This is a genomic window from Vagococcus hydrophili (assembly GCF_011304195.1).
In the GTDB taxonomy this organism is placed as follows: domain Bacteria; phylum Bacillota; class Bacilli; order Lactobacillales; family Vagococcaceae; genus Vagococcus; species Vagococcus hydrophili.
Genome location: NZ_CP049887.1, coordinates 2,920,797 through 2,937,286, shown reverse-complemented (window position 1 = coordinate 2,937,286; position 16,490 = coordinate 2,920,797). Strand labels below are relative to the sequence as shown.

Annotated in this window: 12 protein-coding genes; 8 read left to right on the top strand and 4 right to left on the bottom strand. The window is 33.2% G+C overall.

What is annotated here, in order from left to right:
• Positions 1-43: 43 nt before the first annotated feature.
• Entirely contained in the window at positions 44-892 is an 849-nt protein-coding gene (locus G7082_RS14375; protein WP_166035886.1) for an alpha/beta hydrolase family protein, read from the bottom strand.
• Between the two features lie 20 nt (positions 893-912).
• Positions 913-2,544 carry a PucR family transcriptional regulator gene (locus G7082_RS14370; RefSeq protein WP_166035885.1) on the bottom strand — a complete coding sequence of 544 codons (1,632 nt, stop codon included), beginning with the start codon at positions 2,542-2,544 and terminating at the stop codon, positions 913-915.
• A gap of 161 nt (positions 2,545-2,705) precedes the next feature.
• Here G7082_RS14370 and G7082_RS14365 point away from each other — a divergent pair, with 161 nt between their 5' ends.
• Both G7082_RS14365 and G7082_RS14360 read left to right on the top strand, forming a co-directional pair.
• Positions 2,706-3,914, top strand: a complete 1,209-nt coding sequence (locus G7082_RS14365) for a pyridoxal-phosphate-dependent aminotransferase family protein (protein WP_166035884.1) — start codon at positions 2,706-2,708, stop codon at positions 3,912-3,914.
• A gap of 281 nt (positions 3,915-4,195) precedes the next feature.
• Positions 4,196-8,848, top strand: a complete 4,653-nt coding sequence (locus G7082_RS14360; RefSeq protein ID WP_166035883.1) for a 5'-nucleotidase C-terminal domain-containing protein — start codon at positions 4,196-4,198, stop codon at positions 8,846-8,848.
• Positions 8,849-8,930: 82 nt separating this feature from the next.
• Here the strand turns inward: G7082_RS14360 and G7082_RS14355 are convergent, their stop codons facing one another.
• Complete coding sequence (locus G7082_RS14355) at positions 8,931-9,119, bottom strand: hypothetical protein (RefSeq protein ID WP_166035882.1); 189 nt, start codon at positions 9,117-9,119, stop codon at positions 8,931-8,933.
• Positions 9,120-9,684: 565 nt separating this feature from the next.
• Between G7082_RS14355 and G7082_RS14350 the strand changes: the two genes are divergently transcribed.
• The 4 genes from G7082_RS14350 (at position 9,685) to G7082_RS14335 (ending at position 13,658) form a co-directional block, all read left to right on the top strand.
• Entirely contained in the window at positions 9,685-10,284 is a 600-nt protein-coding gene (locus tag G7082_RS14350) for an MptD family putative ECF transporter S component (protein ID WP_166035881.1), read from the top strand.
• Entirely contained in the window at positions 10,284-10,994 is a 711-nt protein-coding gene (locus tag G7082_RS14345; protein WP_166035880.1) for an energy-coupling factor transporter transmembrane component T, read from the top strand. The genes G7082_RS14350 and G7082_RS14345 overlap by 1 nt, the downstream gene beginning before the upstream one ends.
• Positions 10,978-12,393 carry an ABC transporter ATP-binding protein gene (locus tag G7082_RS14340; RefSeq protein ID WP_166035879.1) on the top strand — a complete coding sequence of 472 codons (1,416 nt, stop codon included), beginning with the start codon at positions 10,978-10,980 and terminating at the stop codon, positions 12,391-12,393. Before G7082_RS14345 ends, G7082_RS14340 begins: the two co-directional genes overlap by 17 nt.
• A gap of 200 nt (positions 12,394-12,593) precedes the next feature.
• Positions 12,594-13,658, top strand: a complete 1,065-nt coding sequence (locus G7082_RS14335) for a YdcF family protein (protein ID WP_166035878.1) — start codon at positions 12,594-12,596, stop codon at positions 13,656-13,658.
• 68 nt (positions 13,659-13,726) lie between these two features.
• Here the strand turns inward: G7082_RS14335 and G7082_RS14330 are convergent, their stop codons facing one another.
• The gene (locus tag G7082_RS14330) at positions 13,727-14,509 is read right to left on the bottom strand and encodes a PHP domain-containing protein (protein WP_166035877.1); all 783 of its coding nucleotides are present in this window, start codon (positions 14,507-14,509) and stop codon (positions 13,727-13,729) included.
• Between the two features lie 191 nt (positions 14,510-14,700).
• Here G7082_RS14330 and G7082_RS14325 point away from each other — a divergent pair, with 191 nt between their 5' ends.
• Both G7082_RS14325 and G7082_RS14320 read left to right on the top strand, forming a co-directional pair.
• Positions 14,701-14,928, top strand: a complete 228-nt coding sequence (locus tag G7082_RS14325; protein ID WP_166035876.1) for a hypothetical protein — start codon at positions 14,701-14,703, stop codon at positions 14,926-14,928.
• 105 nt (positions 14,929-15,033) lie between these two features.
• On the top strand, positions 15,034-16,485 hold the full coding sequence (locus G7082_RS14320) for a DUF1958 domain-containing protein (protein ID WP_166035875.1): 1,452 nt from the start codon (positions 15,034-15,036) through the stop codon (positions 16,483-16,485).
• Positions 16,486-16,490 lie beyond the last annotated feature (5 nt).

Sequence of the window (16,490 nt, the reverse complement as noted above, 5' to 3'; positions counted from 1 at the left end):
TAAGATAGTAAAACCAGTCGAACAACGAGGTTCGACTGGTTTTTTAGGTATTTAAATTATCTAACCAAGAAATAACTGATTGATAGGCATTTATCCCTTCATTAAAGGCAAGATTACTATCAAAGTCATGGGGCATATTCTCCACAAAGAAAGTTTGAGTTTGAGGGATAAGTTGACTCATCTCTTGGCTAATCTGAAAAGGGACATCTTGATCTGTGTAACTAGCTGCGATAAAAGTAGGTGGTAACTGAGCTAAATTTTCTTTCGTTAAACTAAAATCAGAAGCACTGTTTTTTCGGCCTAATAATTCTTTGATCCACGTTCCAGTTTGACGGTAAGACAAGTAGATAGGAAAGCGCTCTTCAATAGGAAATTCTGCGATGGGCGTTTTTTGAATCAATGAATGAGCCGTCATAAAAGGAACGATTTTATATTCTTTATAATGTTCACTAGGCATTGTTAGAAGAGGTTCTTCTAAAGAATAGTAGCCATAAAAAGAAATGATTTGTTTAGGTGCCTTAAGACAAGGCGAGTTGGCTAATTGTAAAGCCAAGTAAGCACCGGCAGAACGACCAAAGTAAATTAAATGATCGACTCTTTCATGCTTTAATTCAGGCATCTGGGCTAAATTTTGGATTCCTGTTTCTAAACAAGTCATTATCACATCAAGCTTAACTTCTGGGACAAGTGGATAATCTAAGGCTAAAAGTGAGTAACCTGCTTGAGTTAGTTCTTTAATATAAGGCATTGGCAAATCGTTTCGATTCCCAAAAATCAGCCCACCGCCGTGAAAATAGAGGATTAGTCCTTTCTTTGATTCATTTGTTGGTGTATGGAGGGTAGCTTTTAAGGGTAAATTTTTATAACTATGGTATATAAATGTTGAAGTCATGGTGTTCTTCCTTTTGTTAGTTATTGTTCGGATAGTTCTAAAGCAAGTCGTAAATTCAAACTATTTTCTGGTGAGGTAATATCAAGACCTAATATTTCTTCGCAATTATCGATTCGATATTTTACAGTGTTTCGATGAATAAACAACTCATTGGCAGTTTTAGTAATCTCACACTGATTGTTTAGAAATGTTTTTAGTGTCTTCCTAAGTTCAATGTACATACTTTCGCTAGGAAAGGCTAGTTCTTTAAGAAGCTTTTGACAAAAGTAACGAATTTCTTCTGGTTGCATACTATCAAACAAGTTTAGAATACCTTTTGATTTGTAAAAACTAACTGAATTGATATTTTTTTTATGCTTCCCTTCTTCAAAAATGATTTTTGCTTCAACAAGAGAAGTCGAGATCGTATCAATAGACTGACAAAGCTGTCCACATGAAAATAGTAAATCAATAGGTAGAACTTCTTTTAATTGACCTGCTAGTTGAATTAATGAATCCGTTACTTGTCGCTGAGAAATTTTATTTTGAAGCATAATGATTAAATGAGAACTATTTTTTTCAGGGAAAATCAACGCATCATTAAAGAAATGAGTGACTTTCTTTTCTAACCACTGGTAGGCTAATTTCATCTTTTCTTCATTTAATTTTATCTTATAGCTATTTGAAAGTGTGGTATCCATCGTAACGTAGACAATCTGATAAAACTGAGAGAGTTGAACGCCAAAATTTGTATCATAGCTCAGCCAATTTTTTTCATCAATTAAATTATGCTGTTGTCTTTCGATTAAATTTAGAAAGTAATCACTTTTGATTTGTTTTTTGGATTCTAAAACTTTGTCATTTTTCAATAAAACAAAACTTAGAACAAGTAAGGCTTGATCAATAGCAAATTCAGAAACAGGATAGGGAATATTTTCAGGCGAAATGATAATTAAATAGTAAGGGAAGTAATTATTGCTTTTAATTGGGTAAACCGCTACTTCGACTTGATTATTTTCACCTAAATCCACAAATTTACTTGAAGTTTGTTGCTCAATACCAAAGGCTTTTTGTTTTTTTAATCGTTTCACAATTTCTTTAGGTGGTAAGTTTAACTCAGTAATATCCCGTGAAGAAGAAATGACTTCCTTAAATGGGTCTAATAGAATGATGGGGCAATTGACACTATGATTGAATTCAGAAACAATTTTAGATAAACTGGCATCGTTTAAAATAAGGTTGGAAAATTGTTTTTGAATGTCTAAGGCATAACTAATTTGTTCTGTTTTAGATTGATTAATGAAACTAGAAAATTTTTGTAGAACACTACCTAACCGGTGAGTGACAGGAATCTCAATAATAGCTAATGATTTTTCATTAGCATAGTCAATGATTTCTTGGTCAATTTCATCAATAAAACGGCCAACTTTTATACCTAACCCAGCAGAATTAATAGAAACCAGAGAATCAATTAATTCCTTCAATCCGTTTTGGTTGTCTTTATAAACCATTGCTGTAGTTAAAACAAGGGTGTGACTTGATGTAAAATCAGCAATATCAGGTGTTTCACTAATATCTACATTCTTTAATTCAATTTCGGTTGTTTCAATGGTGGTTAATAATTTAAAATCGGAAAATCTAGGGACGGGAAGAATATCCTTTAAGATAGTCACAAAATCACCTCAACATAGTATTTTTGACCTTATTATATTATAAAGTGCTTGTCTTTTCGAACCATTAGCTGTTTTGCACTAAAAATATCTAATTTTAGCCAAATTGACTAATGAATTCGCTTTTTCTTTTTTAGATAATTAACTAAAAGGAGTTGATAGCAATGATTCAACCATTCACTACCTCAACAAGAACCATCATGACACCAGGTCCGGTTGAAGCGTATCCGTCTGTGTTAAGAGCGATGGGAACGCCCATTTTAGGACAATTTGATCCAGAATTTTTAAAAATTATGCAAGAAGTCAAAGAGATGATTAAAATCCCTTTTCAAACAAAAAATGAAGAGGCTTTCGCCATTGATGGGACAAGTCGTTCTGGTTTAGAAGCGGCATTGATTGCTTTAATCGAACCAGGTGATAAAGTGTTAATCCCATCATACGGAAGATTTGCTTATCTTTTAGCTGAAATTGCAGAAAGAGCAAGAGCAGAAGTCATACTAATAGAAAAAGAATGGGACAGTGTGTTTCAACAAGAAGATATTATTGAAGCAATCGAAACTCATCAACCAAAAATAGTTGCCATGATTCACGGAGAAACGGCCAATGGTCAAATGCAACCCTTAGATAAAATCGGTGTGTTTTGTCGCGAGAATAATTTGTTTTTTATGGTCGATACAGTCGCAACTTACGGAGGTGTCGAAATAAAAGTGGATGAATGGCAAATCGATATCGCCATTGCCGGTAGTCAAAAATGTGTTAGTGTTCCAGCAGGATTGTCATTAGTCACTTATAATGACCGAGTGAAAGAAGTCATTGAAGCTAGGTATCAACTAGAATTAGGTTTAAGTAAAGAGATTAGAAATGAGCGTCATATTAGTAGTAACTACCTTGATTTAAGTCAGTTACAGCGTTATTGGAGTCATGAACCGATTAATCATCACACAGAAGCCACAAGTATGATTTACGCACTACATGAAGGTTTGCGTCTACTTTTAAATGAAGGGATTCAAGAAAGTTATGAACGTCATTTATTAAATGATCAAGCCATCAAAGCTGGTATCGAGGCAATGGGATTAACATTTTACGGTGATTTAACAACTAAAATGCCCACGGTAACACCGATTATGATTCCTAAAGGGATTGACGGTGAAAATGTTCGTGATATGCTCCTTAATGAATTTGGTGTGGAAATTGCTTCCTCATTTGGACCTTTAAAAGGTAAAGTTTGGCGAATTGGGAATATGGGTTATAGTAGCCGAAAAGAAAATGTCTTACATGTTTTGGGCGCTCTTGAAGCAGCACTCTTATATCAAGGAGCAAACATCAATTCCGGAAAAGCCGTGCAAGCAGCCTTAGAAATCTATCTAAAATAAAGGAGAAGTTTATGCAGTGGATGACTGTATAAACTTCTTTTAATAGAGTGGTGAAAAAGCGTTTATCTCTGAACAACTGGAGAAAACCTAAATCATTTTTCAGAAATTATATCTAATTTTCAGAAAACCGAACATTTTACACTTTCAATACATAAAATTTACGTAATACTGTGGTATTTTTTTGATATTTTGATACAATAAAAGTTGTTATTACTTTAAATTGGGGAAGTGGTATATGTTTTTTAGTAGAATAAAAAATATTATTTTTGGGAGGAAGTTTTTTGGAAGAGAAGAAATGGTTTAAGAAGTTGAATTTAGCCATGCTAGCACTGTTATTATTAGGAACATTTAGTCCAACAATTACAGCTTTAGCAGAAACACAAACGATTAACGAGACAATTGAAAGCGTTACTCAAAATCAAGATGAGGCGACAACTAGTTCAACTGAAGAAGTAAAAGGTATAGTAGAAAGTTCAGAAAAACAAGAAACAGTGATTTCTGAAACTAAAAAAGAAAAAATAGTAGAAAGTTCGGTAATTCCGAACGAAGAAGTTAAAAAAGAAGTAAAAGATGTTAAAGAAACGAAAGCAACTGAAAAGAAAAAATTAACAATTTTAGGAACATCAGACGTTCATGGGAATGTTTGGGATTGGTCTTATGAAGACGATAAAGAGGCTGATTTAGGATTTGCTAAAATTTCAACAGTTGTTAAAAGTGAACGTGCTAAAAATCCAAATAATATTTTAGTGGATGCAGGAGACAACTTACAAGGAACACTTTTAACAGATGATTTATACAGTTCAAAAGCTGAATTACAAGGTGTGACACATCCAGTCATTGCTGCAATGAATACGATTGGCTATGACGCAATGGCGTTAGGAAACCATGAGTTTAATTTTGGAACTGATTTAATTAAAAAAGTTGAGAAAGATGCGAATTTTCCACTTCTTTCAGCGAATACTTATTTAAAAGGAACAGATACAAATTTTGTCAAAGCAACAGAAGTTAAAATGGTCGACGGCGTTAAAGTGGGTATTATTGGTATGACAATTCCTCACGTGGCAATGTGGGATGGGGATAAAGTAAAACATTTAGACTTTAAACCTTTAAATGAAGAAGCAAAAAAACAAGTGAAGATTTTACAAGAAACAGAAAAACCAGATGTGATTATTGCGTCAATTCATGCCGGATTAGATAATAGCGATCCAGCTGCAGCGGCACGTAACGTGATTAAAGAAGTTCCTGAAATAGATGCTTTTGTTTTAGGACATGATCACCGTGAGTATGCAGAAAAAATTGCAGATAACACTGGAGCCGAAAAACCAGTAGCTGCTGTTAAAGATACAGGTTCTGGCGTGGTTAAAATTGATTTAGATTTAGAACAAGATGAAAATGATAAATGGAATGTGGTTGACTCAACACCAACGACGATTTCAGTTAAAGGCGTTCAAGGTGACGAAGCAGTTAGAGCGGCGACTAAAGAAGCACATGAAAAAACACAACAACATGTTAATGGCGTCATAGGGGAAGCCAAAGACAGTTTCTTACCTGAACAACGTGTTCCTGGTATTCCAGAAGCACAACTACAACCAACAGCGATGATTTCTTTAATCAACAATGTTCAAATGGAAGTAGCAGGGGCGCAATTAGGATCGGCAGCTTTATTTAAAGCCGACAGCAAATTAGATAAAGGGCCGATTAAATTTTCAGATATTTTTAACATTTACAAATACCCAAACACATTAGTTGGAACTGAAATGACTGGGGCACAACTTAAAAAATATTTAGAAAAACAAGGGGCATATTACCAACAATATGAACCAGGTGACGTAACGATTGGCTTTAACGAGAAAATTCGTGTTTATAACTATGACATGGTTTCAGGCGTTAAATACAAAATCAATATCTCAAAAGAGGTTGGTTCACGTATTGAAGACTTAACTTTTGAAGGTAAACCAGTTACAGATGATCAAGTCTTTAAAATTGCAATGAACAATTATCGTTTTGAAGGGATGGCAAAAGATGGTTTGGTTAATCCTGAACCTTATTATGAGTCAGATCCAGCAACTTTAAGAGGTAAAATTGTTGAATACATTGAGAAAAAACAAGTCATTGATCCAAAAGAAGAATTAGAAGAAAACTTCGAAATTATTGGAGCAGATTTAAATCACCCAGCTAGCAAATATGTGATTGATCAAGTTAAAAAAGGCACACCAGGTTTCGAAATTATGCCTTCTGCAGATGGACGTACACCGAATGTTAGAAAATTAAACGCGATTAAACTACATGAACAAGGTCTGATTCCAGATGAGTACATGGGTGAAAAAAGCTCTGTAAAAATCATGCACACAAATGATATGCATGGTCGTATGGAATATATGGAAGATAAATATAGTCCATCGATTGGTTTAGGTCGTGTGAAAACATTTAAAGACCATGAAAAACCAACCCTTTTAGTGGATGCAGGAGATGCGATGCAAGGTTTACCAATCTCTAACTATACTAAGGGTGCAGACATGGTGAAAGCCATGAACGAAGTGGGATATGATGCTATGACTCTTGGAAACCATGAGTTTGATTTTGGTTTAGAGACAGCATTGCAGTATAAAAAAGATTTAAACTTCCCAATTGTCTCAGCGAACGTTTTGTATAAAGATGGTTCAAGACCTTTTGATCCTTATACAATTGTGACAAAAGAAGTGAATGGTAAGAAACAAAACTTTGCCTTAATTGGATTAACAACACCAGAAACAACAGTAAAAACTCATCCAAACAATGTGGCAAAAGTAAAATTTGAAAAACCAGCACCAACTGCAATTAAAATGATGAATGAAATTGGTGATAAGGCTGATTACTTTGTCTTTATGACTCATTTAGGTATTGATGAAACAACTGTGGAAGATGAAACAAGTAAACATTTAGCAACTGAATTAGCTAAAAACTTCCCGAATAAGAAAATCTTTATTGCAGATGGTCATTCACACACTGCTTTACCAGAAGGAATTAAAGCAGATAACGTGTTGATTGGTCAAACCGGAAATCATTTAAATAATGTGGGAATGATGACAGGGAATTATGAAGGTGAAAAACCAGAATTAAAAGCTGTTTTACATCCATTCTCAGAATTAAAAGACTTAACACCAGATCCTAAAGTTGAAGCAATTGTTACAGCAGCGAAAGCGAACTTTGACAAAGAGATGTCAGGTGTGGTTTTAGAAGACAATAAAATTATGTTTAATGGTGAAAGAGAAAATGCAAGAAGCCGTGAAACAAACTTAGGTAACTTAATTGGTGATTCATTACTTGCTTACGGTAAAGATGGCTTTAAAGAGTCGTCTGATTTTGCCATTATGAATGGTGGCGGAATTCGTCAATCAATTGAACCAGGAGTGGTGACAAAAGGGAATATTGTAGGCGTTATGCCGTTTGGTAACACAGTCTCTCAAATTAAAGTAACAGGTAACGAAGTCTACGCGATGTTTGAACATTCATTACGCTCAATCCATGCAACTGATAAAGATGGTAAAGTAATTATGGATGAAAATGGACTACCAAAACTTGGCGCTAACGGTGGTTTCTTACAAGTTTCAGATTCGATTAAAGTCAAATATGACTCTAATTTAGATGGGGCAAAACCTGAAGAAAATGTGCCAGGAAAACGTGTTACAAGCATTCAAATTAAAGATAAATCTGGTAAATTTGTAGACGTACCAAGAAGTGATAAAGTGACTTACAACATGGTAACTAATGACTTCTTAGCAGCCGGTGGCGATGGCTACACGATGTTAGCTGGAAAAGCGGCAGAGCAAGGGCCATCAATGGATGAAGTCTTTATGAGTTACTTAACTAAATTATCAGACAAAGATTTAGCTGGATATAAAGAAGAATTACCATTTACACGTATTATTTCTGAAAAACGTGCTGAGGTTAGCACTGTTGAACAAGAAAAATTAGCAGCAACGATTGCTAAAGCAGAGAAATTAAATGAAGCAGACTATACAGAAAGCTCATGGAAAGACTTCTCTAAAGAATTAGCAAATGCTAAGAAAGAATTAGCAGCTAAAGACGAAACACGTGCAAAAGCAGCGAATGACAGCTTAACAAAAGCAATGAACGACTTGAAACCAGTCGAAGTAACAAATGATAAAAATCAAAAAGAATTAGCAGCAACGATTGCTAAAGCAGAGAAATTAAATGAAGCAGACTATACAGAAAGCTCATGGAAAGACTTCTCTAAAGAATTAGCAAATGCTAAGAAAGAATTAGCAGTTAAAGACGAAACACGTGCAAAAGCAGCGAATGACAGCTTAACAAAAGCAATGAAAGATCTAAAACCAGTAGAAGGTAAAGTTGAAACGAAAGAACAAGATAAATTGAAGAAAAAAATAGCTTCCTTCAAAAAAGAAGATTACACAGCACATAGTTGGGCGAAATTTGAAAAAGAATTAGCCAAATCTCAAAAAGAGTTAGAGGCTAAAGACGAGAAACGTGCTGAAGCAGCTAATAAACAACTTGATCAAGCGAGCAAAGACTTAGTTTCAATTAAAGAATTAAAAGAGTTAGTTGCTGAATACAGTCAGTTAAAAGAATCAGACTTTACTAAAGCGACATGGACTATTTTTGAAAAATCATTAAAAGAAGCGAAAGATTTACTAGCTCGTGCTGAAAAAGTAACAGAAGAAGTGACGAGAGAACAAATTACTCAAGCAAGTAAGTCACTAGCCGATACTCATAAAGCTTTAGTTAAAACAGGAACAAATCCAGGTACAACTGGAGGAAACAATTCTAGTGGGAATGGAACGTCAACAACAGGTAAAAAATACTTCCCACAAACAGGGGAAGCCGTTGAAAACTTCGGTTTAATCGGAATCGGATTGTTAGGCGCAACTGGCGTTTATTACTTCAGAAAGAAAAAAAGCGATAAAGCAGCCTAGAGGTTATACCGTTAAATAGAGGTTATAACTAAAGCGTTTAGCTTCAAGAATTAAAAAGAAAATACGAAATCATGTGAATTTGTCATGATTTCGTATTTTTTTTAATTGTTAAAAGTGTCAATGGTAAAGTTAAAATGATATAACCTAAAATGATAATGATGCTAGCACTCAACCAGAAATTACTTATATTAAATTGTTTAATAATAAACAAAGGAATTAAGATTGAGAGAACATAAAAGACAAATAATTGAAAGAAACGCTTGAATGACATATAACCCCTCCTTAACTGTAAAAAAAATAAACTACACACATTAAAACATATTTTTTGAGAAAAAACGATGGTGTTTTAAGTTTATTTCGTTATTTTAAGTAGTTAAGAAATTAATAATTTTTAAAATATCCAAAATTTTTAAATAAAAATACAAAAAAAACTAGTAATAATTAATAATTGATCATATAATGATAAATGTATTCGCTTGATATTTATTACTTAAGTGATAATTTATTAGTTATTCTTTAGCCGAATAATTCAATGAATAGTGACTGGTAAAGTGAAAAAAGTAACAAAACACCGAATTTTGTTACTTTTCCCCCTTTTTATTTACAAATTCAAAATAAAATGATGACTTATTTAGGTAAGTCTAGTACAATAAATACGAATAGTTAAATATTTAGAGTGCATGCAGTTCTCTAAACGTATGAAAAGGATTGAGGCTTTTGTCTCAATCCTTTTTTTCTTTTTACATTCTTATTGATTCTAGTTCTCAATTAAGTATGCTATAATATGTGAGTCATTTAACACGACGAAAAAAGATTATGATTAAAGGGGTTTATGTATGAAAGGTTTAAAAGTTCAAGATTTGATATCATCAGGGGTTTATGCCACTGTTTATTTTTTTGTTGTCTCTATCGCAACATTTTTACTAAGATTTACGGTTCCAATATTTAATACATTGTTAATTCCAGGCCTATCTGCCGTGTTTGCTGGTGTTGTGTATTTAATGGTAATTAATAAAATTCCTAAATTTGGAGCGATAACGATTGTTGGTTCAGTGATGGGATTGTTCTTCTTGATATTTGGCTATTTTCCGTTAGCATTTTTACCAAGTATTATTTTCCCGTTACTAGCTGATATCGTTCAAAATAAAACAAAGATAAAAGAAACAATTAAAGTGCCTTTAAGCTATATTATTTTTAGTTTTGGTTTGACAGGTCCTATTTTACCTTTATGGTTCATGAAAGAAGCCTATACAACCTCTTTACTAAATAGAGGAAAAGATATGAGTTATGTGAATAGTGTGTTTGCACCAATCACAACAATTTCTTTTTTTGTTTCAATGGGATTTGTCATTGTTGGTAGTTTAGCAGGGCTGTATTTAGGTCAGAAAATTTATCAAAAGCATTTTGCTAAGAAAGTTAGAAAAGGAAGTAAATAATGAAGAAAGAATATCTTTCATTTGATCCGAGAAGTAAACTAGCTGTCGTTTTATCGGCTAGTTTACTTTTGATGCTTCGAGTGAACTGGTTAACAGAAACAGTGTTTGTGTTAATGCTGTGTTTCCTTCTCATTATCAATGGCGCTTGGAAAAAAGGCTTGATTTTAACTAGTTGTTATTATGTCATTATGGTGATTGATATTCTTTTCTTTCAAGAAATTACTGGAGCAGTATCAGCTTTTTTATCCTTTTTTTTAGTAGCAAATCGTTTACTACTGCCACCTGTTATGGCAGCTGCCTTTGCGATTAATCAAACAAAAATGAGTGAATGGATTGCTGCCATGAAAAAAATGAGAGTTCCAAAATTTATCATTGTACCATTTTCGGTGGTTTGCCGGTTTTTTCCAGTCTTAATTCAAGATTTTAAACAAATTCGTTTAGCTATGAAATTTAGAGGGATTGGTATAAATTTTGTGGATTTGATTAAGCAACCATTGTTAACATTGGAATACATTATAGTACCTATCTTAATGTCAGTCGAGGCTACTTCAGTTGAATTATCTGCAGCAGCTCTGGTACGAGGTTTAGGAAATGAAGAAAAATCCTCTAGTATTTATGAAGTGAAATTCAAAATGCAAGACGTGATTTTGTTTCTATGCTTGATTATATTTTTTGTAGGAGGATGGTTGCTTAATGATTCGATTAAATAAAGTATCTTTATCTTATGAAGAAGAAAATATCCTAAAAGAATTAGATTTAGAAATTAATGACGGTGAATGTGTGGTTATTTGTGGTGAGAGTGGTAGTGGAAAATCATCCTTAATTCGAGTGTTGAATGGTTTGATTCCAGAGCTTTACGAAGGTCAAATAGAGGGTGAGGGAGTTGTGTTAAAACAGACACTTCCAATCGAGAATTTTAATGCTTTTGTTAAAAATATCGGCGTTGTTTTTCAAAATCCTAAAACACAATTCTTTATGAATGATGTGTATTCAGAATTAGCATTTTCTATGGAAAATTATGGGTTTGAAAGAGCTGAGATGATTGAACAAGTTGATCAAATCTCTGGAAAATTTGATTTGAAAAAATACTGGTCAAGAACGATGTTTCAATTATCTGGTGGTCAAAAGCAACGGATTGCTTTTGCTTCTGCTTGTATGATGGCCCATAAATTATTTTTACTAGATGAACCTTCGAGTAATTTAGATGAAAAAAATATTCAGATACTGACAGAGTCTATTCAGTGGTTAAAAGAGAACAAGCAGACTGTTTTGGTAGCGGAACATCGCTTATATTATTTATTGCCAGTGGTAGACCGCTTTATATTGGTGAAAGATGGAGAGATTACGGGAAATTTTACGAAAGATGAGTTTTTAGAGAAATCATTGTCTGAGTTAAACGCTTTAGGTTTAAGATCTCTAGAAGAAACTAAGTTATCAATTAGTAGAACATCAGAGGTAGTGTCATCAGACCATAATATTTTATCATGTGAAAAAATCACGTTCGGTTATAAAAAGAAAACAACTGATTTAGAAATCGATAAACTAAACTTTGATTCAAATGAAGTGACTGGAATTATCGGAGAAAATGGTTCAGGAAAAACAACTTTATCTCATATTTTGACAGGTCTTTTGAAAGCAAACTCAGGGAAAATTATTTACAATAATAAAGAACAATCTGCAAAAGAGTTAATTAAAAAAAGCTTTTTAGTGATGCAAGATGTGAATCTACAATTGTTTTTTGAAAATGTAGAAAAAGAGATTACCGCAAAAGCGAAGCGTATGGAAATTTTTGACGAAGTTGTGACAATTTTAGATTTAAACCATTTATTAGATCGACATCCTCAAACCTTATCAGGCGGAGAGAAACAGCGAGTAGCGATTGCTAGTGCCATTCTTTCAGGAAAAGAGATTATCATTATGGATGAACCTACAAGTGGTTTGGACTTAAAGCACATGAAAGAAGTCAGTCTTGTGATAGAAAAAATGCGCCAATTTAATATGTTGTTGATTATTATTTCTCATGATAAAGAATTTATTAATTTAACTTGTCAACGAGTGGTGGAACTTCAAGAGGGAAGAATAGTATCAGATTCAAATCAGGATGTATAGCAGTGAGACTGGCATAACTTGTCGGTTTTTTTTTTAACCTCCATTGTGTATCTTATAAAAAAACGAAAAATATCATACTTTTTAGCTTTGAAAGAAGTGACACAATGGTTAGGTCAAAACCATCAATTAGAATGGAAAATTATGTTTAAAGTATGATAAAATAGGTAAAGTAATTAAAAAATAGTTGAAGGAGGACATGGATGGGTATAAGTCTTATATGGTTATTTGTTTCAGTTGTCATACCACTGATTTGTTTTTCTTATTGGCTATTTTTTAGACCGACAAGTCTTTGGACAGGATTCTTTTTTGTTATGTTAACAGGCTTTTTATATCTAATGTTAATTATTCAAGCAGAAAGAGTTAGTCAAAGTTTAGCAATTTGGATAGCAACCCCGATTCTTATTTTCTTAGTATTAATCGGGATTTTTGGAATGTTTACAGGAGTCATTGCTCTTTTTTGGAACGAGCGAGTGTTATTAAAGAGAGAGGGATTTTCTTTAAGCAACTTATTACCGTTATTAGTTGCATTTGGCTTAATTGGGTTTCAAATTGCCATTCTCTTATTGGCATACTTTGGGAGTAATCCTTATATTGTGTCATTATCTTTATTAATCAATTTAAGTTTCTTTTATGTCGTAGCAATCTTTTTCTTCTATCTGATGACATCTATTTTATACAATCATTTTCCTCACCAAAAGAAAGTTGATTATATTATCGTTTTAGGTGCCGGTTTAATAGACGGAGAACGAGTGACACCACTTCTGGCTAGTCGAATTGACGCAGCAGTTAAACTGTTTGACAAACAAAAAAACAAAAAGAACCATCAACCAACTATTATTTTGTCTGGTGGACAAGGTCCGGATGAAAAAGTTTCAGAAGCAAGAGCCATGATGAATTATGTTGAAGAAAAGAACTATCAGTTAGGCAATGTGTATTTAGAAGAGAAATCAACGAATACAAAAGAAAATTTACAGTTTTCAGAAGCCATTGCGTATCAAAAAGATAGTATTAAAAATTTTAATCGAAAAAATATTGTGATTGCCTCTAATAATTACCATATTTTACGAGCTGGGAAATTGGCTTATAAACTAGGGATCTTTGCCAGAGGTGTGGGCTCTAAAACCAAATTATACTACTTACCTACAGCATTTATTCGAGAGTATATTGGTTATCTAGCATTAACGAAAAAAAGACATTTAATTATTTTTGGTATCTTTTTATTTTTCTCAGTTTCATTCTTAGTATTAAAGTTATTTGTTTCATAAGAGATGAATATCATTAAAGAATCCTCCTAAAGTTAGTTCATTAAACTAACTTTAGGGGGATTTTTTATTTAAAAAGTAACTAGACTCATTTTTTGTTTGTTAAATATGGCTAATTCTTTGATATCATGATTTTTTAATAACTGCCCCATCTCTTTAAATCCTAGTTCGTAATCTTCTGCAACGTGAGCATCCGAGCCCAATGTGAAAAGTTGTCCTCCTAGTGAGATGTATAAAGGAATGGCATAATCATATAAATGTTGATTATTATACTTCACAAAACTCTTAGCATTTAACTCAACAGCTAATTTTTTATCAATCACTTTTTTGAAAAGTTCAATTAAAAGAGGCTCTGCTAATTGTTGATATTCTTCTGCTGAAATGTCTAATTGTCTCATACCATAATCAAAATGAGTCAGGATATTGGCTTGAGTCATATTTTCTACTGAAAGAATCATTTGTTCGTAATACTCAGTCACTAGGCGTTTCTTTTCCATAGTTCGAACAATAGGGTCCATAAAATCAATTTTACCATTTTGATGGGTACTTAAAAGAATTAAGTCGTAGGGACTTTTTTCTACAAATTCGGTGATGACATCATGTTGTGAAGGAACATAACCTACTTCAATTCCTCTTAAAATATTCCGATTATATTTTTCCTCTAACTCGTTGATTTCTTGATTGTAAGTAATAAAGTCAGGAAGACTATCTTTAAATTCATCGGCTGGATTATAAAAATCAAGGTGTTCAGTTGTGACTAAGGTATTATCTGTTTTATTTAAATAATTTTCAAAATGTTCTTCTGAGTCGAAAGAATGATGAGTATGCAGATGTTGATCGTAATAAATTGACATGGCTTTTTCTCCAATCTAGATATAATTCTTTTTGATGTATTCTAGTTCATTTAAAAATTGAGTGGCTAACCACTTAGGCTCCTCTATTGTAGCATGTTTTCCTAAACTCATTAAGTAGCTGAATGTTTAATTATTAACATTGTTTCCTAAAAAAACAAAAATGTTTTGTCTTAGATGAACCCACAACAGGTTTGAGTGATCAAGATTTAACTAAACTTTTATTGGTTATCGAAGAATTATTAGAAAAAGGCAACACTGTTCTTGTCATTGAACACAATATGTTACTTGTGAGACAGTGTGATTGGATCATAGACTTTGGACCAGGTTCAGGTAAACACGGGGGACAGATTTTGTTTGAAGGCTTGTTAGATGATATAACAAAATCTGAAGAATCGATTACAAAGAACTACTTATCCTAAATAATGATAAATTTCTGACTATTGTTATAAAACCTACAAAAGCGATTCATTTTTTGTTATAGTAAGATTATTGAAAAAATGAGTGAGGCAAGAAAGGATTTATGAATGAAGAAATTAGGATTATATTTAGGTAAAGTTTTATTAGGGTTAATAATTATTCTAGGTGTAGGAGTGAAGGCTCACGCTGAAGACGGACAACCTTCTATGATGGACTTAATCAAAGAGGCTAACTATCAAGCACAAGAGTCTGATAAACCCAAATCAGCGATTTTGGTTGATGGAAATACAGGGAAATTATTATGGGGAGAAAACGAAGATACACCACATAATCCAGCAAGTATTATGAAATTAATGGTGATCTATTTGACGTATGAAGCAATGGCTAATGGTAAGTTCAATATGGACACAGAAGTTGTTGCAACACCAAGACATCAACAAATTGCAGGGATTTACGAGATTAGTAACAATAAAATTCAAGCAGGAGTTTCTTATCCAATCAAGGAATTAATTCCTATGGCATTGGTTCCGTCATCGAATGTGGCAACTATGATGTTAGCAGAACAAGTTGATCCTAATGCAGTGTCATTCTTAAAAAAAATGAATGATAAAGCACAAGAATTAGGCATGAAGAACACTAAAATTGTCAATGCTACTGGTGCTGAAGTCTCATCTTTCCAAGGTTTATATGGAGCTGAAGGCGTGGATACAAGTTCTTTAGATGTGAACGGATCAAACGTGACAACAGCAAGAGATTTTGCGACGTTTTCATTCCATTTAATTAAAAACTATCCGCAAGTATTAGAATATACAAGTTCACCAGTAATCACTGTTATGAAGGGAACGCCGCAAGAGGAAACTTTCGAAACTTATAACTATTCAATTCCAAACAACGGTAAAGTTTATGAAGATGTTGATAAAAATTATGATTTTGAAGGCGTGGATGGATTAAAAACAGGTTCAAGTCCTTCTGGTGCGTTCAATATTGATGCAACAGCTAAAAGAGGCGAGTTAAGATTGATTGCCATTGCTTTTGGTGTGGGTGATTGGAGCGATCAAACGGGTGAATATAAGCGTCATCCTTTCGTGAATGCCATGTTAAATCATGGGTTCAATAATTATGAATATAAAGAGCTAGCTAAAAAAGGTGAGCAAACGATTAACGATAAAGTAGTTAATTTAGCTGAACCAATTAGCGATGTGGTAAAAAAAGGTGAAACGCCAAAACTTAAATTAAATGAAGATAAGACAGTGACTGTTGAAAATTCATTAAAAGAAGTTAATGAAACAGTAAAACCAGTTGGTGTAAAATATGAAGAAGTCGATCAAGGTGTTGTGGAACAAACGAAGAAACAAACAAAAAATATTCTTGATGAAGTGAATAAAACAGTGGATATGTCTAATCCAATCATTAAAGCGGTTGTGATTACATTCAGCGTTATCTTTTTCTTAATTATCTTCCTTGTGTTACTATTAGTAAGAAGTAATCGTAAGAGAAAAAAAGCTCGTCGTGAGCGCATGAGACGTTTTGAAAACATGGGTAAATCTGACGAAGAATAAACGCA